This is a genomic window from Haloarchaeobius sp. FL176 (genome assembly GCF_024609245.1).
GTDB lineage: Archaea > Halobacteriota > Halobacteria > Halobacteriales > Natrialbaceae > Haloarchaeobius.
The window spans coordinates 161230-184586 of sequence record NZ_JANJYH010000003.1 but is presented as its reverse complement, the minus strand read 5'-3'; the positions used below and the strand labels follow the sequence as shown (position 1 = coordinate 184586).

The window sequence follows — 23357 nt, the reverse complement described above, 5'->3', positions numbered from 1 at the left end:
CGAGTGCCGGGCGGCGACAAGCGCCAGAGGGAGCCGGCGGAGCTACTGCAGTAACTATTTCTTCCGGGCCGGAGAAGTCGGTAGTATGACAGCCGCCGATTCACCCGACGTTGGGGGCTCCGAGTTCGACTGGCTGAGCCTCGACGACGACGAGGAGATCGTCTGGTCGGGCAACCCCCACCCGATGAGTATCGTCCCCGCGCTCGTCTTCGGCATCCCGCTCGTCATCCTGCTGGTCGGTATCTTCGTCATCGTCGCCGCGTACCTCTGGCGCGAGAACACCGACTACGTCGTCACGACCGATGGCGTGTACACGAAGTCGGGCGTGTTCTCCCGGGACGTCCAGCGCGTCGACTTCGACAAGGTCCAGAACATTTCGTTCAGTCAGGGCGTCGTCGGGAACTACTTCGGCTACGGGAAGGTCGACATCTCGACCGCGGGCGGCTCCGGCGTCGAGATGCAGTTCCAGTCCGTCGCCGACCCGAAGTCGGTTCAGGAGCGCATCAACCGGCTCATCAAGGAGAACCGCCGGGGGAGCGACCGCCGCGGCGAGGACGCGCCTGCGAAGGGCGAGGTGCTCGACGAGATACTCGCCGAGCTGCGAACGATGCGTGAGACGTTCGAGCGCATCGAGGCCCAAGAGGCGGACGCGGCCGGGGAGGCGCACCACGGCGGCCAGCCTCAGGAGGACGCGCCTCGGCGGACCAGCAGCGAACAGGCGAGCGACGAGCGCACGGACCCGCACGGACAATGAGCCGCGACTGGCTCACGCTCCAGGACGGCGAGGAGGTGCTCTGGGCGGCCTCACCACGCGTCCAGAGCGTCATCCCGGCGGTGTTCGTCGGCCTGGTCGTCGCCGCCGTTCCGGTCGGGCTCCAGCTGACCGCTGGTGACGGGTTCCCCGTTCCGGTGTGGCCGTTCGCCCTGCTCGGCATCGTTCCACCGGTGCTCGCGTACGCCTGGATCCGCAACGTCGAGTTCGTCGTGACGAGTCGGCGGTGCTATCGCAAGCAGGGGGTGCTCTCGCGGGACGTCCTCGCGGTCGGCTTCGAGAGCGTCCAGAACAGCTCCTACGAGCAGGGGTTCTTCGGTACGCTGTTAGGTCACGGCACCGTCTCGGTCGATACGGCCGGCGGTCTGGGGACCGAACTCGCGTTCTGGAACGTCGACGACCCGCGCTCGGTGCAGAACCTCGTCCTCGACCAGCGGGAGGCCTTCGACGACGGGGACGACGAGCTTCCGGGCACCATCGAGCAGTGGCAGGCGGTGCTCGCGGAGGTGCGACGGCTCAGACGAGCAGCAGAAGGGTACGAACAGACGTCTCGCTGACCGGGAGGTCGAAACGGAACGACCCCACGGCCGATACCGCTCTGCGGGCTGCCCGAGGGACGACGAACGTTCCCACCCCGAAGGGGGGAACCGGCGGATCGACGGTCCGCCGTGTTACCTGTCCCGACGGCCGAAACGGTCGTGATCTACGAGACGTAACGGTCCTCGGGCAAGCGTCCTACGGACGGTCGATACCTGTGTATGACTCCGATACCGTCAGCAGATGGATGAGTTCGGGCCGTCGGTAGCAGGCCCCTGCCAGCCCGAACGGCTCGTTCAGACTACAGGACGGTGCCGTGTTTCTTGTCCGGGAGGTCCTTCTCGACGGTCTCGTAGAACCGGAACCGGTTCTCCAGCTCGGTGCGGAGCGACGACGGCGGGACGACGTCGTCGATGACGACCTCGCTCGCCATCCGGCGCACGTCGATGTCCTCGCGGTACTCCTCGCGGAGTTCCTGCTCGCGCTGGGCGCGCTCCTCGGGGTCGTCGATCTCGTTGAGCTTCCGCGCGTAGACGGCGTTGATGGCCGCTTCGGGGCCCATGATGGCGATCTCGCCGGACGGCAGCGCGATGGTCGACTCGGGGTCGTAGGCGGGGCCGGACATGGCGTAGATGCCCGCGCCGTACGCCTTCCGGACCACGACGCACTGCTTCGGCACCGTCGCCGAGGAGGTGGCGTAGATCATCTTCTTGCCCTTCTCCAGGATGGCGTCCTTCTCGACCCCCGAGCCCGCCATGAAGCCGGGCGTGTCCGCGAGGTACAGCAGCGGGATGTTGAACGCGTCCGACTTCCAGATGAACTCCGCGGCCTTCTCGGCGGCGTCGGGGAAGATGGCTCCGGCGCGCTGGGCGGGCTGGTTGGCGACGATGCCGACCGGCCGACCGTCGATGCGCGCGTAGGCCGTGATTATCTCCTTGCCGTAGTCGGGTTTGAGCTCGAAGTAGCTGCCCTCGTCGACGATGCGCTGGATGACCCGCTCCATGTCGTAGCCCTTGTTCGGCTCCTGCGGGATGACCGAGTCGATTCCCTCGGGCGAACGAGCGGGGTCCTTCGGCTCCGCGCGCGGCGGGTCCTCGTCGCTGTTGTCGGGCAGGTAGGTGACGAGCTGGGAGACGAGCTCGCGGGCGTGCTCCTCGCTCTCGGCGACGAGGTCGGCGCTGCCGGACTCCTCGGCGTGCATCCGCGCGCCGCCGAGCTCCTGCATCGAGATGTCCTCGCCGGTGACCATCTGGACCATCCGCGGGGAGGCGATGGCCATCGCGGACATCCCCTCGACCATCACGGTGAAGTCGGCGAAGACGGGCGTGTACGCCGCGCCGGCGATACACGGGCCGTACAGCACGCAGACCTGCGGGACCCGCCCGGAGAGCATCGAGTGGTTGTAGTAGTACTTCCCGATGCCCTCGCGGTTGGCGAAGAAGCCGGTCTGCTGGTCGATGCGCCCCCCCGAGGAGTCCATCAGGTAGAGGACTGGACGGCCGGTCTTCAGCGCGCGCTGTTGCATCCGGAGGAACTTCTCGACGCCCTTGGCGGCCATCGAGCCGCGCTTGACCGTGTAGTCGTTGGCCATGAAGTGGACGTCGCGGCCGTCGAACGCCGCCCCACCGGTGATGAGCCCGTCCGCGGGGAGCTTGTCGTCGGCGTCGAACTCCGCGAACTTGCCGTCCTCGAAGAGGAACCCGTCGCCGTCGTCGCTATCGAACCAGAGGTCGAGGCGGTCGCGGACGAACAGTTTGTCCTCCTCGTGGAGCGTGTCCTTGTACTTCGCGGGGCCGCCCTCCATGATCTCCTCGATCTGTTCGAGTAGCAGTTCCTCGCGCTCGGTCGGGCCGAGGTCCGCGTACTCCTCCGGAACGTCGGACTCGTCCGTCTCGCTCTCGGGAGCGTCGTGGGTCGCAGCCGGTTCGTCGCTCCGACCGACGTACACCTCGACGTCGTCCCCGACGTGTTCGGCGAGTGCGGCCGCGATCGCCGACGCCTCCTCGGCCGACGCGCCCTCGCTGATGCGCACCTTCATGTCATGGCGTGCGCGGGGTCTCGTGAGAAAGGTTTCCCTTTGGGTTGCCGCGAGGATTGCCGAGGTGGGGCCAAGGCGATGGGGAGAGACCGCCGGCGGGGGAGGACGACCGGGGTGCGCGGCTGCCGGCTCGGCGATTACGCCGTGATGCCGTCGCTGTTGCGGACCGACCTGTACAGCCGTCGGAGGACGTTCACGGTGCCGACGACGAGTCCGGTGATGGCGACGAACATCGTCATCGTGAGTCCGATCCCGAAGACGACGCCGGCCAGCTCCTTGCCGTTTGGCCACAGGAAGGGGACCGTCAACGTCCCCGAGAGCAGGAATAGCTGGAGCGCCAGCCACCGACTCGTCCACTTGTACCGATTGACAAGCTGGAAGAACGTCTCCGTCTCCAGTGTGAGGTCGATGCTCTCCTTCGTGTCCGTGCCGGCTTTCCCGTGGAAGCTCTGGGACATCGTTCACTCACGAATGGCCGGTTCCAGCGAAAAAGGAGTGGTGTCTATTCTGGCTTCGTGAAGCTCGAAGAGCCTGATATCGAGGAATTAGCCGTTCCCAGGGCCTTGCCACCTGGCAACACGCCGTGGGCGCCCGCAGAATCCGCCGTATCACACCGACGTTCCCGCCGGTCTGTTCGACCGGTGCATCGCTCGCCTGTGCAGTCGCGTTCTCACACAGTGAAGCTGCCGCCGAACGCACACGTTTTTTGCGTCTGTGTCGCCTCCGTTCCGGCGTGTCTAACGAGTGGGACGCGGAGACCCTGTTCGACGTGTTCGAGCGCGCCGACGCCCGGCGCATCCTCGCGCTCACCTCCGTCGAGGAGCTGTCCGCACAGGCGCTCGCCGACCGCTGTGACACCTCCGAGGCGACCATCTACCGGCGGCTCGACGTGCTGCAGGACCACGACCTCGTCGTCGAACACGAACGCGTCGACGAGGACGGCAACCACTTCAAGACGTACGCGACGAACCTCGACGAGGTGTGTTTTCAACTTCGTGACGGCGGCTTCACCATCGACGTGACCTACCGTCGCGACCTCGTGGACGACGACCTGTGACGAACCGCGGGAAGAAGGTGTGCTACGTGGCGTCGGTGTCGGGCGCTCAGTCCAGCGCCGACTCCAGCCGGTCGACGTACGCCTCGCTCCCGACGTGGACGGGGACGCGCTGGTGCAGTTCGGTGGGTTCGACCGACAGGAGCGACTGGCTCCCGTCGGAGGACGCGCCGCCGGCTGTCTCGATGACGTAGCCGATGGGGATGCCCTCGAACTGCAGGCGGAGCTTCCCGTTCGGTGCGGATTCGAGCGCCGGGTACGCGAAGATGCCGCCGTAGGTGACGACCTGGTTCACGTCGGCGATCATCGCGCCGCCGTAGCGCAGCTTCAGCTCGTCCTCGACCTCGTCGACGTAGCCCGCGAAGTCGTCGGGCCAGTCGGGGACGCGGCCGCCGAAGCCGTAGACGACGGGGTCGTCGGGGATGGTCACGTCACGCTCGATGACGCCACGCTCGTCGCCCGAGATCTCGTACTCGTGGACGGTGTCGTCGCGGGCGACGAGCATCGTCGTGACCGGACCGTACAGCACGTAACCGGCGGCGACGAGGTCCTCGCCGCGGGCCGGCAGCTCGGCGTCGTACACGCCGAAGATGGTGCCCATCGCGTTGTTCGACTTGAGGTTCGAGGAGCCGTCGAGCGGGTCGACCGCGACCGCGACGCCCTCGCCGCAGTCGACGACTTCGGGACGCTCCTCGCTGGCGTACTGGCCGACACCGTCGATGCGCGACAGGCGGTCCTCGAGCAGGCCGTCGGCCCACACGTCGGCCTCGACCTGCTCGTCGCCGCTCGGGTTCTCCTCGTCGACGGTGCCACGCCGGCCGACGAGACCCGTGCGGATCTCGGGTGCGGTCTCGGCGATGACGTCGACGACCGCGTCGACGGTCGCGTCGTGGGCGCTCTCCTGCATCATCGGTCCAGCGCTTCCTCGGCGGAGGCACCCTCGTAGATGACGGCCTCGAGGGCGTCGAGGATCTCGCGCGGGTTCTCTCGCTGCCAGACGTTCCGGCCGACTGCGAGCCCCTTGCCGCCGGCTTCCATGCAGCCCTCGACCTGCTTGAGGAACGCGTAGTCGTCGGTCTTGGAGCCGCCGGACATGACGACCTTGACCTTCCCCGCGGCGTCGACCGCCCACTCCATGTTCTCCGGCGAGCCGGGGTACTTGACCTTCGCCACGTCGGCACCGAGTTCGAGGGCCTGCCGCGCCGCGTACGCGATGGTCTCCGGGTCGCGGTCGTTCTTCAGGCCCTGGCCACGCGGGTAGGACCACATGATCATCGGAACGTCGTGCTTCCGGGCGTTCTCCTGGGCCTTCCGGAACTCCTCGGCCATCTCGATCTCGTTGTTCGAACCACCGTAGAGGGTGAAGCCGAGCGCGTCGGCGCCGACCTCCTCGACGGCGTAGTCCACCGAGCAGTTCACCGCGGAGTCGGGCTCGCCCATCCAGAGGTTCGACGTGCCGTTGAGCTTCATGAGGAGGTTCACGTCGTCCTCGTAGGAGGGGTAGTACGCCTCGGCGACGCCCTTCTGGACGGCCATCGCGGTGACGGCGTCGTGTGTGCCGACGTCGAACACCGTCGATGGGTCGATGGTCTCTGGGACCGGCTCGAAGTCCACGGGGCCGTGCTCCAGCCCGTGGTCCATCGCGAGAATCAGTACCTTTCCGTCGCGGACGATGGGTGAGTCGTCGATGGGTCGCATTCGGTTCCAAGTTCCACGAACCGCCTATTAAAGCGTGGTGTTCGGAACGGGGTATCGGACGAACGAACGAGCGTGCTGTAGAGAACCGCTACCGGCCGCTCTGTGGCGCTGGCGGGGGGATAAAGAACACACTACAGCGGTAGTAAATTTTCGGGTGTATTCGTTACTCCCGCTGGAACGCCTCGCGCGCCGAGAACCGCCACGTTCTCGCCTGCATCACGTTCACGTCGAGCGCCTCCGCGAGCGCCGCCGCGTCGACCCACGCGAGCTGGCGGACCGAGGTGATACCGCCCTCGGCGAGCTGGTCGGCCACCCAGCCGTCGACGACCGTCTCGACCGGCGTCGGGCGCTCCCGGTCGGCCCAGATGTCGACGGGCTCGCGCTCGACCGGGTCGTACTCCCGTACGCCGAGTTCCTCCCAGTCGCTCGTCGAGGCCGCGACCCAGTCCCGCTCGTCGTCCTGAAGCCCGCCCATCGACTCCGCCCGCTCGTCGAGGCCGTCGCCCAGTGTCGACGACCACGAGAGCGAGTGTTCCCGGCGCAGAGCCGTCGCCACGCCCTGCTCGATGCCCGCCTCGACCAGGTCCGTGTACGTCACCCGTTTCTCGGTCACGTCGCTCGCCGTGACGCCTGCGTCGGTCAGCTGGGCAGCCGCAACCGGTGTGACCCCATCCAGGCCAGCCAGCATCTCCGCGTCGGCTACCAGCTCCTCGCCACCGTCGTTCGTGCCCATCCGTCACTGTTGTTCTCGCCAGCACCGGCCTTGAATGTTGGTGTGCCGGCCGCGATTCGTGGAACCGAACGTGAGTGTTCGCTCGCGTGTCGTTTCGGACCTGCACGGTTCGTCCGTCGAGACGTTCTGGCAGGTCGCAGTTCGAGTCGGCCCCACGACGGATGAGGAACCGGGAATCGCGGAACGTCTTTACGGCATCACGCGATAGAGGCAGTCATATGACACGGGTGATTCACACCGGCGACACCCACCTCGGATACCGGCAGTACCACTCCCCCGAGCGCCAGCGGGACTTCTTCCGGGCGTTCGAGCGGGTGGTCACGGACGCCGTCGAGGACGACGTGGACGCCGTGGTCCACGCGGGCGACCTGTTCCACGACCGACGCCCCGGACTCAGGGACCTCCAGGGCACGGTCGCGGCGCTCCGGGACCTCGCCGACGCCGGGATTCCGTTCCTCGCCGTGGTCGGCAACCACGAGGGGAAACGGGACGGACAGTGGCTGGACCTGTTCGAGGACCTCGGGCTCGCCACCCGTCTCGACGACGAACCGCACGTCGTCGGCGACACGGCGTTCTACGGGCTGGACTTCGTCCCGCGGTCACGTCGGGACGACCTGGACTACGAGTTCGCCGCGCACGACACCGACTACGCGATGCTGGTGAGCCACGGGCTGTTCGAACCCTTCGCGCACGCCGACTGGGACACGGAGCGACTCCTCGCGGAGTCGTCGGTCGACTTCGACGCGCTGCTGCTGGGAGACAACCACGCGCCGGGCGTCGAGGAGGTCGACGACACCTGGGTCACCTACTGCGGGTCGACCGAGCGAGCGAGCGCGAGCGAGCGGGACGACCGGGGGTACAACATCGTCGCCACGGAGGTCGGGACCGTGGCGATCAGCCGGCGTGGTATCCCCGACACGCGGGCGTTCCGGTTCGTCGACGTCGAACTGCAGGCGGGCGAGGGCGTCGAGCGGGTCCGGGAGGCGGTGCGCGAGCACGACTGCGAGGACGCCGTCGTCGTCGTCACGGTCACGGGCGACGGGGAGCCGGTCTCCCCGGCCCCCGTCGAGGAGCTGGCCATCGACCGCGGCGCGCTGGTCGCCCGGGTGAACGACCGTCGGGAGTTCGACGAGGAGCAGGAGGTCGACGTGACGTTCGCGGACCCCGACGAGGCCGTCCGCGAGCGCGTCCGCGACCTCGGGCTGAGCCAGGCCGCCCGCGACGTGGACGAGACGGTCCGTGCCTCGAAGGTCGCCGACTCGAACGTCCGCGACTCGGTGAAGGAGCGGGTTGAATCGCTCGTCGACGAGGACGACCTCGACGCCTTCGAGGGCGCGGAGCCAGCGGCCGGGGACGCTTCCGACGACGCTGGGGGCGACCCTGTCGAGGACGACGACAACGACACCACTGACGACCCGGCCCCGGCCGAGTCAACGGACCAGAGCAGCCAGGATGAACCACCGGAGTCGGAGCAGGCGTCGACCGACGGTGGCGACACGGTGCGCGCCGGGCCCGACGAGGCCCCCGAGACGGACGCCACGCTCGACGAACCGGCGGACGAACAGGCCGCTGGAAACGACTCGCAGGCGTCCATGGAGGAGTTCCTGTGAGGGTCGACCGCGTCCGCCTCTCGAACTTCAAGTGCTACGGCGACGCCGACCTGCGGCTCGACCGCGGCGTCACCGTCGTCCACGGCGTCAACGGCAGCGGGAAGTCGAGCCTGCTGGAGGCGTGCTTCTTCGCGCTGTACGGCTCAGCCGCGATTCCGGGAACCCGGGAGGACGTCATCCGAACCGGCGAGGAGGACTGTGCGGTCGAGCTGTGGTTCCGCCACGACGGCGTCGACTACCACCTCGAGCGGAGCCTGAAGGACTACGGCGACCGCGTCTCCCATGACTGCCTGCTCGAGGGCGGCGACGCCTCCTGGGAGGGCCCGAGTTCGGTCGATGCGGCCATCACGAACCTGCTCCGGATGGACGCCGACGCGTTCGTCAACTGCGCGTACGTCCGGCAGGGCGAGGTGAACAAGCTCATCCACGCGAGCCCGAGCACCCGCCAGGACATCATCGACGACCTGCTACAGCTCGGCAAGCTGGAGGAGTACCGGGAGCGCGCGAGCGAGGCCCGACTGGGTGTGAACGACGTCCTCGACAACGCCCGTGGGCGCAAGGAGAGCCTCGACGAGCAGGTCGCAGCGAAGGAGGCGAAAGGCCTGCACGACCAGCTCAACGAGCTCCAGAGCGAGCTGAACGAGACCAGCGCTGAGATCGAGCGACTGGAGGGCAACGTGGCGGAGGCCGAATCCACCCGCGACGAGGCCCAAGCCGTGCTCGACGACCACGAGGCAAAGCGCGAGGAGCTGGCGTCGGTCGAATCCGACGTGAGCGAACTGCAGGACGCCATCGCGGCGACCGAGCGCGAGCGGGAGGAGCTGAAGGCCCGTATCGCCGACCGGTCCGAGGACCTCGACGACCTGCGCGCGGAGCGCGACGAACTCCTCGACCAGGTCGACCTGCCCGACGCGAGCGACCTGCCCGACGACGCAGGACTCGCGCCGGACGACACGCCCGCACTCGTCGACCACCGGCTCGACGAACTCGAGAGCGAAGCCGAGGTGCTCCAGGAGCGAATCAACGAGCTCTCGGTCGAGATCAGCACGAAATCCGACGAGGCCGACCGGCTGGCCGAGCGCGCCGACGAGCTGGAGAACGAGGCCAAGCAGACGCGCGAGGAGGCGGCAGAACTCGAAACCGAGGCCGACGAGGCCGACGCCGACCTCGACGACCTGCGCGAGAAGCTCGACGGCTTCGACGACGACATCGAGGCCCACCGCGAGGCGTTCGACGGCGCACCCGTCGACTTCGGCGATGCGGAGTCGCACCTCGTCGAGTGCCGCGACGAGCGCGAGGAACTGCGGGACGAGGCCAGCGACCTGCGAACCGGGGTCCAGACGCTCCGGAACCGCATCGAGGAGGCCGAGGCGCTGCTCGACGAGGGCAAATGTCCGGAGTGCGGCCAGCCGGTCGACGGCTCGCCGCACGTCGACACGCTGGCGGACGACCGCGAGGAGCTGGCGTCGAAGGAAGCCGAACTAGAGGCGCTCGAGGCGGACGTCGAGACGCTCGACGAGCGAATCGACCGTGCCGAGAGCCTCCGCGACGCCGAGCGCGAGGTCGAGAGCCTGCGCGAGAACCGCGACAACCTGGCGCAGCTCCGCGAGCAGAAGGCCGAGAACGTCGCGGAGAAGCGCGAGCGTGCGGGGGACCTGCGCGACGAGGTCGACGAGCTCGAGTCCGAGGCCGAGGAGAAGCGCGAGGCGGCTGATTCGACCCGCGAGGCGGCCGACGACCTGCGGAGCGACCTCGGCGAGGCAAACGGCGAGCGCGCCGACGTGAAGGCCACCATCGAGACGCTGGAACGGCTCTCGGAGCTGTTCGATGAGGCCGACTCGGTCGACGCCGAGGTCGAGCGACTGCGCGACGAGCGCGCGAGCAAGGCCGAACTCAACGAGGAGCGCCGGGAGCGCCTCGCCGAGAAGCGCGAGCGGAAACGGGAGCTCGAGTCGGAGGTCGACGAGGAGCGCGTCGAGAACGCTCGCAACGAGAAACAGCGCGCCGAGGAGTACCTCGAGCAGGCGACCGAGGCGCTCGAAACGCTCGAATCGGAGGAGGCGGACCTCCGGGACCGCATCGGCGGCGTCCGTAACGAGATCGAGGAGCTGGAGTCCCTCCGGACGAAGCGCGACGCTCTCGGGGAACGCGTCGACGCACTGGAGTCGCTGTACGACGAGGCCCAGGACCTCCAGGAGATGTACAGCGACCTGCGCGCGGAGCTTCGTCGCCGGAACGTCGAGACCCTCGAGCGGATGCTCAACGAGACGTTCGACCTGGTGTACCAGAACGACTCGTACTCACACATCGAGCTCTCGGGCGACTACGAGCTGACGGTGTACCAGAAGGACGGCGAGACACTCGACCCGGAGCAGCTCTCCGGCGGCGAGCGTGCGCTGTTCAACCTGAGCCTGCGCTGTGCCATCTACCGGCTGCTCTCCGAGGGAGTGGAGGGCGCGGCACCGATGCCGCCGCTCATCCTCGACGAGCCCACCGTCTTCCTCGACTCGGGTCACGTGTCGCAGCTGCTCACGCTCGTCGAGACGATGCGCACCGAGTACGGCGTCGAGCAGATTCTCCTGGTGAGCCACGACGAGGAACTCGTCGGCGCAGCGGACTCGCTGGTCCACGTCGAGAAGGACCCGACGACCAACCGGTCGACGGTCACCCGCGGGAAGCGGCCGATTCCCGGGCTGGACTGACGCTACTCCGCTCTGAGTAGCTCGACACCCTCTTCGGCCAGCGCCGTCGCCGCGTAGCCACGCTCACCGGCGATGCGGGCCTCCTCGACAAGGCCTGCCGCGCGGAACTCCGTCAGCAGGCCGAGCAGGTCGCTCTCGCAGAGGTCGTAGTCGGCGAGGAGGTCACGCACGGCAACGGCGTCGCGGTCGACGAGCTCGACGAGGAGGCCGAGCGACCGGTCGTCGTGGGTGGCACTGAGGATTCGGCGGACCGCCGGCGGGACGGCACCGGCGGCGACCGCGAGCCCGGACTCGTCGTCGACCGTGGTGAGGCGCTCGTTCGGGCGGAACTCCTCGGCGCCGGTTTCGGGGTCGCGGACCAGTGTCGACTCGCCGGACTCCTTGACCACCAGAAACGTGCGGCCGTCCTCGTCGCGGACCGTTCGCATGCGCCGGGCTTCGGGCGCGAGGGGTTAGTCGTTGTCGTCGCGGCCGCCCGGGCCGTCGACGGTGGCCGTCCAGTCCACCTCGGTCTCTTCGGTGTCGTCGTCGGGAGCGTCCTCGTCGTCGTCGCCCGAATCCGTCGCGGTCTCACCGCCGTCGCCGGTCGGCATGTCCCACGTCCGGAGGCGGTACGCGCCGTAGGTGAAACAGACCAGCCCCGCGGCGAGCAGTCGTCCACCGAGGTACCAGTCGTTCCGGAAGATGACGTACAGCCCACCGAGACTCCCGGCGAGCAGCGCGCCGTTGAACGCGAGGACGAGCACCCAGAACTTCCGCTGGAGCTCCGCCGGTGCGTCGACATCGGCGGGCGACGACGGTGAGGGTGCCTCCGGAATCCGCACGGAGGGGGTGAGCTCCGCCTCGTAGTCGCGGAGGTCGGCCTCCGGGTCAGGCTCCCCGGGGCCCTTCTCCTCGTTCCCCTCCAGCATGTCGTCGAGCACGCCTCGCTGTTGGGGCGGCGGCAGGAAAAGGGTTGCTCGTTCGTGCGGTCCGTTGCAGGTGGCTCAGGCGTGCTCTCGGAGGGAGAACGTCTCTCCGGCCTCTAGCCACGCAAGCGGGTTCTCGGCGTCGTAGAATACCGTCCCTTCGTCGGTCTCGTATGTCTCGATAGACTCGACGCCGTCAGTCTCGTCTCTATCGGCCGTGCGTCCGTCGGATTGCGTTGCGTGGTCGGACAAGCCGGTCACCTCAGACGCTGGTAGACAGTACCAAGGTATATGTCTTGTTGCCGCGGGGAAATCAGACTCGACCGACAGGACCGGATGGTAACGGTCCCCTATCCAGGGTGTGCGTGCCGATTGCGGGGTGTGAACCACGGCTGTTTTTACCGCTGACCCCGAACCGCCTCCAATGACCGACGCAGGGGACTCCGAACAGCTGACACTCGGGGGCGCGTTCGGTGACGGCGGGTCCACCGACAGCGAGGACGACGGACTCAGCGAGTCCGACCTCGTCGCCGAAGCCGAGGCCGTCACCACGCCCGGGCTCGAGAACGCCGACTTCGTCGAAGCCGACGAGGCCCTGTTCCCCGACCCCGACGGCACCGTCTCGCTCTCCGTCATGCAGGTGGACTACACCGTCGAGGGGTCGGGCGAGCACGAACAGCCCGTGATGCACGTCTTCGGCCGGAGCGCCGAGGGGACCGCCAAGCACGTCATGGTGTTCGGTTTCCAGCCGTACTTCTACGCGCCGACCGACTCGCTCGACGAGTCCGAACTCGAGGACGAGGACGTCATCGTCGACTGGGAGGAAGAAGACGACGACGGCGAGCCCTACGAGAGCATCCGCGGCGAGCGCCTGACGAAGATCTTCGGCCGCACGCCGCGCGACGTCGGGAACATCCGCGACCGCTTCGACCACTACGAGGCCGACGTGCTGTTCCCGAACCGGTTCCTCATCGACAAGGGCATCAACAGCGGGATGACGGTGCCGAACCGCCGCGGCGAGAGCGGCACGATTCGGGTGCCACACGAGGAGGTCGAGGCGACCGAGCTGACGGCCGAACCGCGGATCAACACGTTCGACATCGAGGTCAACGACCGCAACGGCTTCCCCGAGGACGGCGACGAGCCCATCATCTGCCTCACCTCGCACGACTCCTACGACGACGAGTACGTCGTCTGGCTCGCCATCGCCGACGAGTACGACGGCGAGGCCCCGGACGCGCTGCCGGAGTACGACCCCATCGAGGGCGAGCTGGACCTCCGGGTCGAGGTCTTCGACGGCGAGGACGAGCGCGAGGCCGAGCGGAAGATGCTCGAGGCGTTCCTCGACTACATCGACGAGACGGACCCCGACGTGATGACCGGCTGGAACTTCGAGGACTTCGACGCGCCGTACTTCCTCGACCGGCTGGAGGTACTCGACTCGACGATGCACGACCAAGACATCGACCCGAACCGGCTCTCCCGGGTGAACGAGGTCTGGCGCTCGGGCTGGGGCGGCCCGAACGTGAAGGGTCGCGTCGTGTTCGACCTGCTGTACGCCTACAAGAGCCGACAGTTCACCGAGCTCGACTCCTACCGGCTCGACGCCGTCGGCGAGACCGAACTCGACGCCGGCAAGGAGCGCTACACCGGCGACATCGGCGACCTCTGGGAGAACGACCCCGGCCGGCTGCTGGAGTACAACCTCCGCGACGTGGAGCTCTGCGTCGAGATCGACGCGAAGCAGGACATCGTCTCGTTCTACGACGAGGTGCGCACGTTCGTCGGCTGCAAGCTGGAGGACGCCCCCACCGCTGGTGACGCGGTCGACATGTACGTCCTGCAGAAGGTCCACGGCGACTTCGTGCTCCCCTCGAAGGGTAAGCAGGAGTCCGAGGACTACGAGGGCGGCGCAGTGTTCGACCCCATCACGGGTGTCGAGGAGATGGTGACGGTGCTCGACCTGAAGTCGCTCTACCCGATGTGCATGGTGACGATTAACGCCAGCCCGGAGACGAAGGTCGACCCAGACGAGTTCGACGGGGAGACCTACCACGCCCCCAACGGCACCCACTTCCGGAAGGACGAGGACGGGATGATCCGGGCGATGGTCGACGAACTGCTGGAAGAGCGCGAGGCGAAGAAGGAGCTGCGGAACCAGCACGACCCCGGCAGCCAGGACTACGAGCGCTACGACCAGCAGCAGGCCGCTGTCAAGGTCATCATGAACTGTTTCTCGTCAGATACTGACGTTCTCACACCGCATGGTGTCCGGAACATCAGGGACCTCGATGTGGGTGACGAGGTGTACTCGCTCGACCCGGATACGATGGAGATGGAGGTTAAACCGGTCGTCGAAACGCACGAGTACCCCGACTACCGGGGAGAGATGGTCGACATCCAGACGAGCAAGATAGATTTCAGCGTCACACCGAACCACCGGATGCTCGTCCGCAAGGACGACAGGAACGGTGCAGCCTGGGACGATTTCCGGTTCGTCGAGGCTGGCGACCTCAATGACGCTTCCCACTACGAACTTCCCCACGGGTGGGATGGTCCCGATGGGTCTCGACTCGACCGGGTGGACATCACGGAGTTCCTCGACGGTGAGTTCGAAGTCTGGGCGAACAACGACGTGCATGGCCACACGCTGGCTGCAGAAATCGGCTTCTACCCGGACAAGATGGAGAAGAAGGGCGAGGACGGAACCGGGTACGTCTTCGACGCCGAGACGTTCGAAGAGCACCGCGCGTACCTCGACGAGCACTGCTCGAGTTTCTACGTCCACGCGGAACGTGGCCGAAAGTGGATTCCGCGGTTCTACGACGGGGACGATTTCCTCGAACTGCTCGCCTGGTACATCACCGAGGGGTCGGTCTACACGTCCGAGGACAAGCAGTTCGGCGAGAACTTCCGTGGGAGCGCGACATCCATACATATCGCACAGGATGCCATTGCTGACGGTGGGGATGGGGACGACCACACGGCTATCGGGGCGTTGCTCGACCGGATGGAGTTCGACGCGTACGTGGACGACCGCGGGTACCAGTTCACCTCGAAGCTGTTCGGTACCTGGCTGGAGACCACGTGCGGTGGAAACAGCTTCGAAAAACGGATTCCTGGGTTCGTTTTCGACCTGAGCCGGGACCAGAAGGAGCGATTCCTGAACACGCTCATCGCAGGGGATGGCGACCGTCAGGTCAACAGCTGGCGCTACACGACTTCGAGCGAACAGCTCCGCGACGACGTACTGCGTCTCTGTACGCACCTTGGACTGACCGCGAGCTACAATCACGACAGCGGCTCGTGGCGGATTTACTGCACCGAAAACGGAAAGAACAGTTTCCGGCTGCATCGCTCCGGAAGCACGGCCACAGCTGAAGATGGGGCATACTGTGTCACCGTCGAGGACAACCACACGGTGCTCGCGGGGCGCAATGGGATGTTCCAGTTCGTCGGCCAGTCGGTCTACGGTGTGCTCGGCTGGGACCGATTCCGTCTCTACGACAAGGAGATGGGAGCTGCCGTAACCGCAACCGGCAGAGAGGTCATCAAGTTCACCGAGGAGTCCGCGAACGAACTCGGGCACGAGGTGGCGTACGGAGATACTGACAGTGTGATGATGAGTCTCGGCGGTGATGTAGACTCCGATGAGGCGATCCAGCTATCGGAAGATATCGAGGAGCACATCAACCAATCCTACGATGAGTTCGCCCGAGATGCGTTGAACGCAGAGTTCCACCGCTTCCAGATCGAGTTCGAGAAGCTCTACCGGCGGTTCTTCCAGGCGGGCAAGAAGAAGCGCTACGCCGGCCACATCATCTGGAAGGAGGGCAAGCACGTCGACGACATCGACATCACCGGCTTCGAGTACAAGCGCTCGGACATCGCGCCCATCACGAAGGAGGTCCAGCACGAGGTCATCGACAAGGTGGTCCGCGGGGCGGAGGAGTCCGAGATCACCGAGTACATCCACGACATCATCGAGCGGTTCCTGGCTGGCGAGTACAGCTACGACGAGATCGCCATCCCGGGCGGTATCGGGAAGCGCATCGACAACTACGACACGGACACGGCTCACGTCCGCGGCGCGAAGTACGCGAACCTGCTGTTCGGGACGAACTTCGACCGCGGCTCGAAGCCCAAACGGCTCTACCTGCAGAAGGTCCACCCGGACTACTTCAAGGAGCTCGAGGACGCCGGCGAGTTCGACCCGCAGCGGGACCACCGCTACGGCGAGTTCAAGCGCGAACAGGACGTCATCTGCTTCGACTACGCCGACCAGATTCCGGAGGAGTTCGAGGTCGACTACGACAAGATGCTCGACAAGACGCTGAAGGGGCCCATCGCCCGGGTCATCGAGGCGCTGGGCATCTCCTGGGAGGAGGTCAAGACCGGACAGGAGCAGACTGGGCTGGGCAGCTTCATGTAGGCCCTGAATCGGAGTGTCAAGCCCCCACACCGCTGCCATACCCGATTCTATAATCGTGAACAAATTTTTTCGATATGCGAATCAGAGACACGGGAATACGCAAGGATTATGGGGCCGACACCCTATCGCTAGAACACTAAGAGGTAGCCAGCATGGCAAAACTCGAACTCAACAATCTCCACGCGAGCGTTGCAGAAGACGATGGCGAGAAGATTCTCGACGGTGTCGACCTCGAGGTCGAATCCGGCGAGATCCACGCCCTGATGGGACCGAACGGCTCCGGGAAGTCCACGACGGCGAAGATCGTCGCCGGGCACCCGGCCTACGAAGTGACAGAGGGTCAGGTACTACTCCACCTCGAACAGGGCGACTTCGGCGAGGACTTCGACATCCCCGAAGACAAGCGAACATGGGACCTGCTCGACCTCGAACCCAACGAGCGCGCCGCGCTCGGCATCTTCCTCGGCTTCCAGTACCCCGCCGAGATCGAGGGCGTCACGATGACGAACTTCCTCCGCACCGCTCTCAACGCGAAGCTCGAGGAGCGCGAGGAGCTCTTCGAGGACGACGAGGAGGAAGAGGCAGCAGAGGAGGAGGACGAGGGCTACGACACCTCCCCGATGGAGGGTGCAGCGGACGAGGGTGACGTCGGCGTCGCCGAGTTCCAGAAGCTCCTCCAGCAGAAGATGGAGCAGCTGGACATGGACGAGAAGTTCGCCCAGCGATACCTCAACGCCGGCTTCTCCGGCGGCGAGAAGAAGCAGAACGAGGTGCTCCAGGCGGCAATCCTCGAGCCGAGCATCGCGGTGCTCGACGAGATCGACTCCGGGCTGGACATCGACCGCCTGCAGGACGTCTCCCACGGCATCAACGCGCTCCGCGACGAGCAGGGCACGGGTGTCCTGCAGATCACCCACTACCAGCGCATCCTCGACTACGTCGAACCCGACCACGTCCACGTCATGATCGACGGCCGCATCGCGAAGTCCGGCGGCCCCGAGCTCGCAGAGCAGCTCGAGGACGAGGGCTACGACTGGGTCCGCGACGAGGTCTACGGCACCGCGTAAACCACCCCGACACCACTACATCACAACCATGAGTTCCGATCAAGACCACCTCAAAGAGACCGACACTGAAGCCCGGTTCGAGTTCAAGAAGGAGGAGAATTCCGCCTTCCAGACCGAGAAGGGTCTGACCGAGGAGACCATCCGTCTCATCTCGGAGGACAAGGACGAGCCCGAGTGGATGTACGAGCGCCGGCTGCGGGCGCTGAAGCAGTTCCAGCAGATGCCGATGCCGACCGACTGGCCGGGCCAGCCCGACCTGAGCGAGGTCGACATCGACGAGATCGTCCCGTACATCCGGCCGGACATCGAGACACGCGGCGGCGCGGAGAACTGGGAAGACCTCCCGGACGAGATCCAGGACACGTTCGACAAGCTGGGCATCCCGGAAGCCGAGAAGAACGCGCTCTCCGGCGTCGGTGCGCAGTACGAGTCCGAGATCGTCTACCAGAACATGCAGGAGCAGTGGGAGGAGAAGGGCGTCATCTTCTGTGACATGGACAAGGCGGTCCAGGAGCACGAAGAGATCGTCAAGGAGTACTTCATGACGAAGTGCGTCCCCCCGAGCGACAACAAGTTCGCGGCGCTCCACGGAGCCATCTGGTCCGGCGGCTCGTTCGTCTACATTCCCGAGGACACGACCGTCAACATGCCCGTCCAGGCGTACTTCCGGATGAACTCCGAGGGGATGGGCCAGTTCGAGCACACGCTCATCATCGCCGAGGAGAACTCCGAAGTGCACTACATCGAGGGCTGTTCCGCCCCGAAGTACTCCGCGTTCAACCTGCACTCCGGCGGCGTCGAGGTGTTCGTCGGCGAGAACGCCCACGTCCAGTACTCGACCGTGCAGAACTGGTCGAAGAACACGTACAACCTGAACACGAAGCGTGCCATCGTCGAGGAGGAGGGCACGATGGAGTGGGTCTCCGGCAGCATGGGCTCGAAGGCGACCATGCTCTACCCGGCGACCATCCTGAAGGGCCGCGGCGCGACTGACAACCACATCACCATCGCGTTCGCCGGCGAGGGCCAGAACATCGACACCGGCGCGAAGGTGTACCACAACGCGCCCGACACGAAGTCGACAATCGAGTCCAAGTCCATCTCGAAGGACGGCGGCCGTACGAACTACCGCGGCCTCGTTCACATCGCCGACGGCGCGGAGAACTCCTCCACGTCCGTCGAGTGTGACGCGCTCATGTTCGACAACGAGTCCACCTCGGACACGATGCCGTACATGGAGATCCAGGAGTCGAAGGTCGACGTCGCCCACGAGGCGACCGTCGGCAAGATCGGCGACGAGGACGTCTTCTACCTCCAGTCCCGCGGACTGGACGACGACGACGCCAAGCAGATGATCGTCGCCGGCTTCATCGAGCCAATCACGGAGGAGCTGCCCATCGAGTACGCGGTCGAACTCAACCGCCTCATCGAGCTCGAGATGGAGGGGAGCCTCGGATAATCATGAGCACACAGGTACACGCCAACCTCACACGAGACCAGGTGGAGCAGATCTCCGAGCAGCTCGGCGAGCCGGAGTGGCTCCTCGAGACCCGGCTCGAGGCCCTCGACGCGCTCGACGACCTCGAGATGCCGGACGTCATCCGGACGCCGGGGCGAGACTGGACGAACCTCGACGCGCTCGACTTCGAGAGCTTCGTCGACCCGCTCAACGCGGCCCAGGACAAGGAGCGCGTGAGCGCCGAGGGCATCGAGGTCCTCGAGTGGAGCGACGCCGTCGCCGAGCACGGCGACCTCCTCGAAGAACGGTTCGGGAGCGTCGTCGACCCCGAGGAGAACTACCTCACCGCGCTCTCGACCGCTCTCTTTACCGACGGCACCGTCGTCTACGTGCCCGAGGGCGTCGACGCCGAGGACGTGAAGATCCGGACGACGATGAACAGCCAGTCGCTGTTCAACTACACGCTCGTCGTCACCGAGGAGTCGTCCTCGGTCACCATCCTCGAACGCCAGTCGACGGGTGACGCGGTCGAGGGCGAGCGCTACTACAGCGGTATCGTCGAGGTCGCGGCCGGCGAGAACTCCCACGTTCAGTACGGGAGCCTCCAGAACCTCGACGACGAGACGTACAACTACACGCTCAAGCGCGGCACCGCCGACACGTACGCCGACGTGAACTGGATCGAGGCCAACATGGGCTCGCGCCTGACCAAGAGCGAGGTCGAGACGACGCTCGACGGCGACGGCGCCGAGAGCCACATCGTCGGCGCGTTCTTCGGCCACGACGACCAGCACTTCGACATCAACAGTCGGGTCTGGCACCGCGCCGAGCACACCACCGCCGACCTCGTCACCCGCGGCGTGCTCGACGACCGCGCCCGTTCGGTGTACGAGGGCGTGCAGGACGTCGGCCGCGACGCCTGGAACACCAGCAGCTACCAGCGCGAGAACACGCTGATGCTCTCCGACGAGTCCGAGGCCGACGCCTCCCCGAAGCTCATCATCAACAACCACGACACCGAGGCCAGCCACTCCGCCACGGTCGGGCAGGTCGACAAACAGGACCTGTTCTACATGACCAGCCGCGGTGTCGACCCGCGCAGCGCCCGCAACATGCTCGTCGAGGGCTTCTTCGTCCCCGTCCTCGAGGAGGTCGCCGTCGACGAACTCAGCGACGACATCGAGGAGCTCGTCGCCGAACGCCTGCGGAACTAGAGCTGCGGACTCCATTCGGCGGTTTTCGTTCTCTTTGCGGTGTTTCACCCGAGTTACCAGTCGATGCGAAGAGGGCGGCGATGCGACAGTTGAGCCACTCAGGAAGCTCTTCCATCAGTATCTGCCGTCACTATCGAAACAGCGGCCGCGAACACCAGTCCAACGAGGGCTGCAACGGTGAGCATCTGCCGAACTGGCAGCCCGGGGACGGGGTCGGTAACGAGGACGATTGCGGGGTAGCCCACGAGTACTCCGAACCCGAACCCGGCGACGGCATCGACGACCGTCCGCAGCCACCGTCCGAGATGGTCGTAGCCGGCAACGACGGCAACGAGGACCACCGAGCCGCTGACGACGCCGACGGGCACCCCCATCAGCCCGGTGAACTCGATGTCGACAGTCTCGATGACGGCGAGTGCAGCGAGCAGCGAAACGGTCACTCCCGTCCCAGCACCAGCGACGTGCCGCCGTTGTGGCATATCTCATCACCATCGGCGTCCAGTGTATGTTTTGTGATCGGTCGTACGGTCGCGCAGTCGCGCCAGCCGCGCGCCAGTCGGTTGGTCCCGTATCGTCGTGCGGCCGAACCCCGCCCGCACAGTCAGCAAGAGTTAGGTAGCCCCGTCCCTGCCATTGGGACATGAGCCTGGGGCAGCGCGTCGCGACCGACCACCAGCTCGCCCGTCTCCTGCAGATCGGGGCGGTGCTGGAGGAGGTGGTCGAATCCCGCGCGTACCATCATCTCGACTCCTTCGAGGACGAGGAGGGCGTCGACGACGACGTTCGCCACCTCCTCGAGCACGCCGCCGAGGAGTCAGCAGAGCACCGCAGCCGACTCGAGGCACTCATCGAGGAGCTCGATGCCGAGACGGTCCCCTACGAGGAGATCAACAAGCTGGTCGAGGCGCAGTACGCCCAGACCAAACCGGAGGACTTCGACGGCCTGCTGTACGACCAGCTCTGCAACGAGGAGACCGCGTACAAGTTCTACGACGACCTCATCGAGGCCATCGAGGCGAGCGAGAGCGAGTTCAGCATCGACCGCGAGCAGGTACTCGACACGCTCCGTCAGATCCGCGAGGAGGAGGCCGAGGGCGTCGAGGACGTGACCGAGATCATGGAGCGACGAGCGTGAGAACCCACCGATGAACACCGCAGACCAGTACCTCAAGGCGATCTACCTGGTGCAACGGATGGAAGACGGGCCGGCAGCGACGGGCGCGCTGGCGGACATGCTCGACGTCTCGCCGGCCAGCGTCAACGAGATGGTCGGCAAGCTCCAGGACCGGGGCCTCGTCGACCACGAGAAGTACAAGGGGGCGACGCTCACCGACGACGGAATCGTCCGCGCCGAGGACGCCCTCCAGACGTACTGCATCATCGAGCGCTTCCTCGCGAACGTCCTCGAGGTCGAGGACTACCGCGGCGAGGCCAGCGCCCTGGAGGCTGTCATCGACGACACCGTCGCCGAACGGCTCGACACCATCATCGACCGGCGGGAAGAGTGCCCCGACTGCTTCGACGCCGAGGCCGACCAGTGCTGCTACCTCGAGGCCCCCGCCGGCGAGAGCGCGGACTGAGCTCGGCTTCGGTTTCACTCCGGCGTCGTACGTGTGTTCTTCTGCTGAGAGGTCGTCTCCCTGTGGCGTTCCTATCATCGCCTCGTTGAACAAGGAGCCGTGGTGCCTCCGGAACTGACGACTGAAAGATAATCTTATTGTATCGTCATCGCTTACGGCAACTCGCAGTCCCGTGGTGTAGTGGCCAATCATATGGGCCTTTGGACGTGGATGGACTCCGTCCGTCTGCGGAAGAGAGCCTATGACGGCGGTTCGAATCCGCCCGGGGCTACTCTAACACATTGTTCACTTTGTGCCGGGGCGAGAACGGACCTTTTTCATAGTTGACGCCCGTCCATACGAATCCAATGGGCTTTGGGAGCTACGACGAATCCGAACAACAGGACCAGAACAGCGACATCGACGAGGACGACGCGGTCACCGTCCACGAGCACGACCACGAGGGTGAGGTCTCGTTCGACCAGGGGGAGATGTCGAACGAGGACCTCGTCGGGCAGCTCGAGCAGATGAAAGACGACGACGAGTAACGACTCGCCGAACGTCGCGGTCGCGGACTACTCGTTCTCGTAGAAGGCGTCGGGGCCGTGGTCGTCCTGCCAGGCGAACGCGAACAGCCGGCGGCTCGCCAGTCGCTCCAGTGCACGGCCGTCGTCGCTCTCGCCGGTCGCGCCGTCCCAGCGCGCGCCGTCGGCGACGAACGTCCCGGGCTCGACGGTGCGCTCGAACGCGAGCCCCGGGTTCTCGAACGCGTGGATGCCGGCCTCGGTGGCGAAGACGACCACGTCGTGGTCGCCGACGGTCGTCCCCGCGACGCTCCCGTTCGCCTCGACCCGGGGGAGCGGGAACCCGAGCGCATCGTCGTCGACGGTGAGGCCGAGGACGACGGCCTTCGGGTCGAGGTCCCTGCGGTCCCAGTTACGTTCGCCGCCGGTACCACGGTGGGCAGCGAGCCCGAAGCCGTCCATCTCGAAGTAGCGCTCGTACGGGGCCACGTCGTAGTCGATGGGTTCTGGCTCGTCGCCCGCGCCGGCGGCCTCGCTCTCGCCGCCCGGCGGGGCGAGCACCTCACCGTCGGGGTTCGCGTCGCGGAAGCGGCCGACGGTCGTCATCGCGGCTGGGAGGACGGTGAGCTCGACGCCGGAGAGCGGGCCGTCGATCGCGACGCCGCGACTCTGTTTCCATTCGCTCTCGGTCTCCCGGTCGTACATCACGAGGTCGTCGTCCGCCAGCTTGCCGGAGACGCCGAAGGTGAGCGTTCGAGGGGCCGCACCATCGCCCGTGTCCACGACACGGTCGTAGACGACGGCGCTCCCGCAGAGGGGACACCACGTGACGGCGATGCGACTGCCATCCGAGTCCTCCGCGTTGACGATCTCGTGGTAGTGCAGGTACCGGACGGGGCAGGCACGCGCTGGCTCGCCGTCGACGAGGACCACCTCGTCGTCGCTGTCGCCGTCGTACTCGGCGATTGGGACGTAGGTCGGGTCGTCGACGCTCGGGATCGCGTCGCGCGGGAGGACGTTCCTGACGTTCACGTCCGCAGGTGCGTCCGA

General features: G+C 66.2%; 22 protein-coding genes and 1 tRNA gene. 13 read left to right on the top strand and 10 right to left on the bottom strand.

Annotated elements, in window-relative coordinates; translation table 11 throughout:
• The first annotated feature begins 85 nt into the window (after nucleotides 1-85).
• Together NO978_RS07060 and NO978_RS07055 are read left to right on the top strand one after the other, a co-directional pair.
• Nucleotides 86-754: a PH domain-containing protein gene (locus NO978_RS07060; RefSeq protein ID WP_257298844.1), complete on the top strand. Its 669-nt coding sequence runs from the start codon at nucleotides 86-88 to the stop codon at nucleotides 752-754.
• Nucleotides 751-1329, top strand: a complete 579-nt coding sequence (locus NO978_RS07055; protein ID WP_257298843.1) for a PH domain-containing protein — start codon at nucleotides 751-753, stop codon at nucleotides 1327-1329. Before NO978_RS07060 ends, NO978_RS07055 begins: the two co-directional genes overlap by 4 nt.
• A 281-nt stretch (nucleotides 1330-1610) precedes the next feature.
• On the opposite strand, the gene NO978_RS07050 is transcribed toward NO978_RS07055, so the two are convergent.
• Nucleotides 1611-3347 (bottom strand): acyl-CoA carboxylase subunit beta, encoded by a 1737-nt coding sequence (locus NO978_RS07050; protein WP_257298842.1) that lies wholly within the window; start codon nucleotides 3345-3347, stop codon nucleotides 1611-1613.
• A 137-nt stretch (nucleotides 3348-3484) separates the two neighbouring features.
• Nucleotides 3485-3805, bottom strand: a complete 321-nt coding sequence (locus NO978_RS07045; protein ID WP_257298841.1) for a hypothetical protein — start codon at nucleotides 3803-3805, stop codon at nucleotides 3485-3487.
• 275 nt (nucleotides 3806-4080) lie between these two features.
• On the opposite strand from NO978_RS07045, the gene NO978_RS07040 reads away from it, so the two are divergent.
• Nucleotides 4081-4404 (top strand): helix-turn-helix domain-containing protein, encoded by a 324-nt coding sequence (locus tag NO978_RS07040; protein ID WP_257298840.1) that lies wholly within the window; start codon nucleotides 4081-4083, stop codon nucleotides 4402-4404.
• Between the two features lie 46 nt (nucleotides 4405-4450).
• On the opposite strand, the gene NO978_RS07035 is transcribed toward NO978_RS07040, so the two are convergent.
• The 3 genes from NO978_RS07035 to NO978_RS07025 form a co-directional block, all read right to left on the bottom strand.
• Nucleotides 4451-5311, bottom strand: a complete 861-nt coding sequence (locus NO978_RS07035; protein WP_369684113.1) for a class 1 fructose-bisphosphatase — start codon at nucleotides 5309-5311, stop codon at nucleotides 4451-4453.
• Nucleotides 5308-6099: a class I fructose-bisphosphate aldolase gene (locus NO978_RS07030; protein WP_257298839.1), complete on the bottom strand. Its 792-nt coding sequence runs from the start codon at nucleotides 6097-6099 to the stop codon at nucleotides 5308-5310. Before NO978_RS07030 ends, NO978_RS07035 begins: the two co-directional genes overlap by 4 nt.
• A gap of 163 nt (nucleotides 6100-6262) precedes the next feature.
• Nucleotides 6263-6832 (bottom strand): hypothetical protein, encoded by a 570-nt coding sequence (locus NO978_RS07025; RefSeq protein WP_257298838.1) that lies wholly within the window; start codon nucleotides 6830-6832, stop codon nucleotides 6263-6265.
• Nucleotides 6833-7050: 218 nt separating this feature from the next.
• On the opposite strand from NO978_RS07025, the gene mre11 reads away from it, so the two are divergent.
• Entirely contained in the window at nucleotides 7051-8442 is a 1392-nt protein-coding gene (gene mre11, locus NO978_RS07020; RefSeq protein ID WP_257298837.1) for a DNA double-strand break repair protein Mre11, read from the top strand.
• Nucleotides 8439-11144 carry a DNA double-strand break repair ATPase Rad50 gene (gene rad50 / locus NO978_RS07015; protein WP_257298836.1) on the top strand — a complete coding sequence of 902 codons (2706 nt, stop codon included), beginning with the start codon at nucleotides 8439-8441 and terminating at the stop codon, nucleotides 11142-11144. The genes mre11 and rad50 overlap by 4 nt, the downstream gene beginning before the upstream one ends.
• 2 nt (nucleotides 11145-11146) lie before the next feature.
• Here the strand turns inward: rad50 and NO978_RS07010 are convergent, their stop codons facing one another.
• The 3 genes from NO978_RS07010 to NO978_RS07000 all read right to left on the bottom strand — a co-directional run bounded on the left by NO978_RS07010 (nucleotide 11147) and on the right by NO978_RS07000 (nucleotide 12313).
• Nucleotides 11147-11572 carry a hypothetical protein gene (locus NO978_RS07010; protein WP_257298835.1) on the bottom strand — a complete coding sequence of 142 codons (426 nt, stop codon included), beginning with the start codon at nucleotides 11570-11572 and terminating at the stop codon, nucleotides 11147-11149.
• 24 nt (nucleotides 11573-11596) lie between these two features.
• Nucleotides 11597-12067 (bottom strand): hypothetical protein, encoded by a 471-nt coding sequence (locus tag NO978_RS07005; RefSeq protein WP_257298834.1) that lies wholly within the window; start codon nucleotides 12065-12067, stop codon nucleotides 11597-11599.
• Nucleotides 12068-12130: 63 nt separating this feature from the next.
• Nucleotides 12131-12313 carry a hypothetical protein gene (locus NO978_RS07000; protein WP_257298833.1) on the bottom strand — a complete coding sequence of 61 codons (183 nt, stop codon included), beginning with the start codon at nucleotides 12311-12313 and terminating at the stop codon, nucleotides 12131-12133.
• Between the two features lie 163 nt (nucleotides 12314-12476).
• Between NO978_RS07000 and NO978_RS06995 the strand changes: the two genes are divergently transcribed.
• The 4 genes from NO978_RS06995 to sufD all read left to right on the top strand — a co-directional run bounded on the left by NO978_RS06995 (nucleotide 12477) and on the right by sufD (nucleotide 20224).
• Nucleotides 12477-16484 carry a DNA polymerase domain-containing protein gene (locus tag NO978_RS06995; protein WP_257298832.1) on the top strand — a complete coding sequence of 1336 codons (4008 nt, stop codon included), beginning with the start codon at nucleotides 12477-12479 and terminating at the stop codon, nucleotides 16482-16484.
• A 152-nt stretch (nucleotides 16485-16636) separates the two neighbouring features.
• Nucleotides 16637-17551, top strand: coding sequence for an ABC transporter ATP-binding protein (locus NO978_RS06990; protein ID WP_257298831.1), 915 nt, complete (start codon nucleotides 16637-16639; stop codon nucleotides 17549-17551).
• A 28-nt stretch (nucleotides 17552-17579) separates the two neighbouring features.
• Nucleotides 17580-19010, top strand: a complete 1431-nt coding sequence (gene sufB, locus NO978_RS06985) for a Fe-S cluster assembly protein SufB (RefSeq protein WP_257298830.1) — start codon at nucleotides 17580-17582, stop codon at nucleotides 19008-19010.
• Between the two features lie 2 nt (nucleotides 19011-19012).
• Nucleotides 19013-20224 carry a Fe-S cluster assembly protein SufD gene (gene sufD, locus NO978_RS06980; RefSeq protein ID WP_257298829.1) on the top strand — a complete coding sequence of 404 codons (1212 nt, stop codon included), beginning with the start codon at nucleotides 19013-19015 and terminating at the stop codon, nucleotides 20222-20224.
• Nucleotides 20225-20322: 98 nt separating this feature from the next.
• Here sufD and NO978_RS06975 read toward each other — a convergent pair whose 3' ends face one another.
• Nucleotides 20323-20703: a hypothetical protein gene (locus NO978_RS06975; protein WP_257298828.1), complete on the bottom strand. Its 381-nt coding sequence runs from the start codon at nucleotides 20701-20703 to the stop codon at nucleotides 20323-20325.
• 161 nt (nucleotides 20704-20864) lie between these two features.
• Here NO978_RS06975 and NO978_RS06970 point away from each other — a divergent pair, with 161 nt between their 5' ends.
• The 4 genes from NO978_RS06970 to NO978_RS06955 all read left to right on the top strand — a co-directional run bounded on the left by NO978_RS06970 (nucleotide 20865) and on the right by NO978_RS06955 (nucleotide 22331).
• Nucleotides 20865-21359: a ferritin-like domain-containing protein gene (locus tag NO978_RS06970; RefSeq protein WP_257298827.1), complete on the top strand. Its 495-nt coding sequence runs from the start codon at nucleotides 20865-20867 to the stop codon at nucleotides 21357-21359.
• Between the two features lie 10 nt (nucleotides 21360-21369).
• Nucleotides 21370-21804 (top strand): metal-dependent transcriptional regulator, encoded by a 435-nt coding sequence (locus NO978_RS06965; protein WP_257298826.1) that lies wholly within the window; start codon nucleotides 21370-21372, stop codon nucleotides 21802-21804.
• Nucleotides 21805-21970: 166 nt separating this feature from the next.
• Nucleotides 21971-22075 (top strand) — tRNA-Gln (locus NO978_RS06960).
• Between the two features lie 76 nt (nucleotides 22076-22151).
• Nucleotides 22152-22331 (top strand): DUF5786 family protein, encoded by a 180-nt coding sequence (locus NO978_RS06955; RefSeq protein WP_257298825.1) that lies wholly within the window; start codon nucleotides 22152-22154, stop codon nucleotides 22329-22331.
• A gap of 27 nt (nucleotides 22332-22358) precedes the next feature.
• Here NO978_RS06955 and NO978_RS06950 read toward each other — a convergent pair whose 3' ends face one another.
• Entirely contained in the window at nucleotides 22359-23339 is a 981-nt protein-coding gene (locus tag NO978_RS06950) for a DUF3179 domain-containing protein (RefSeq protein ID WP_257298824.1), read from the bottom strand.
• Nucleotides 23340-23357: the final 18 nt, after the last annotated feature.

Excerpts from the sequence above, each read along its gene's own strand:
- NO978_RS07035 (WP_369684113.1), bottom strand. The coding sequence starts at position 5,311 with ATGATGCAGGAGAGCGCCCACGACGCGACCGTCGACGCGGTCGTCGAC.
- sufD (WP_257298829.1), top strand. The coding sequence starts at position 19,013 with ATGAGCACACAGGTACACGCCAACCTCACACGAGACCAGGTGGAGCAG.
- NO978_RS06965 (WP_257298826.1), top strand. The coding sequence starts at position 21,370 with ATGAACACCGCAGACCAGTACCTCAAGGCGATCTACCTGGTGCAACGG.
- NO978_RS06955 (WP_257298825.1), top strand. The coding sequence starts at position 22,152 with ATGGGCTTTGGGAGCTACGACGAATCCGAACAACAGGACCAGAACAGC.
- NO978_RS07055 (WP_257298843.1), top strand. The coding sequence starts at position 751 with ATGAGCCGCGACTGGCTCACGCTCCAGGACGGCGAGGAGGTGCTCTGG.
- NO978_RS07030 (WP_257298839.1), bottom strand. The coding sequence starts at position 6,099 with ATGCGACCCATCGACGACTCACCCATCGTCCGCGACGGAAAGGTACTG.
- NO978_RS07045 (WP_257298841.1), bottom strand. The coding sequence starts at position 3,805 with ATGTCCCAGAGCTTCCACGGGAAAGCCGGCACGGACACGAAGGAGAGC.
- NO978_RS07010 (WP_257298835.1), bottom strand. The coding sequence starts at position 11,572 with ATGCGAACGGTCCGCGACGAGGACGGCCGCACGTTTCTGGTGGTCAAG.
- NO978_RS06995 (WP_257298832.1), top strand. The coding sequence starts at position 12,477 with ATGACCGACGCAGGGGACTCCGAACAGCTGACACTCGGGGGCGCGTTC.
- NO978_RS06975 (WP_257298828.1), bottom strand. The coding sequence starts at position 20,703 with ATGCCACAACGGCGGCACGTCGCTGGTGCTGGGACGGGAGTGACCGTT.
- NO978_RS07060 (WP_257298844.1), top strand. The coding sequence starts at position 86 with ATGACAGCCGCCGATTCACCCGACGTTGGGGGCTCCGAGTTCGACTGG.
- NO978_RS07025 (WP_257298838.1), bottom strand. The coding sequence starts at position 6,832 with ATGGGCACGAACGACGGTGGCGAGGAGCTGGTAGCCGACGCGGAGATG.
- NO978_RS06990 (WP_257298831.1), top strand. The coding sequence starts at position 16,637 with ATGGCAAAACTCGAACTCAACAATCTCCACGCGAGCGTTGCAGAAGAC.
- mre11 (WP_257298837.1), top strand. The coding sequence starts at position 7,051 with ATGACACGGGTGATTCACACCGGCGACACCCACCTCGGATACCGGCAG.
- NO978_RS06970 (WP_257298827.1), top strand. The coding sequence starts at position 20,865 with ATGAGCCTGGGGCAGCGCGTCGCGACCGACCACCAGCTCGCCCGTCTC.
- sufB (WP_257298830.1), top strand. The coding sequence starts at position 17,580 with ATGAGTTCCGATCAAGACCACCTCAAAGAGACCGACACTGAAGCCCGG.
- NO978_RS07050 (WP_257298842.1), bottom strand. The coding sequence starts at position 3,347 with ATGAAGGTGCGCATCAGCGAGGGCGCGTCGGCCGAGGAGGCGTCGGCG.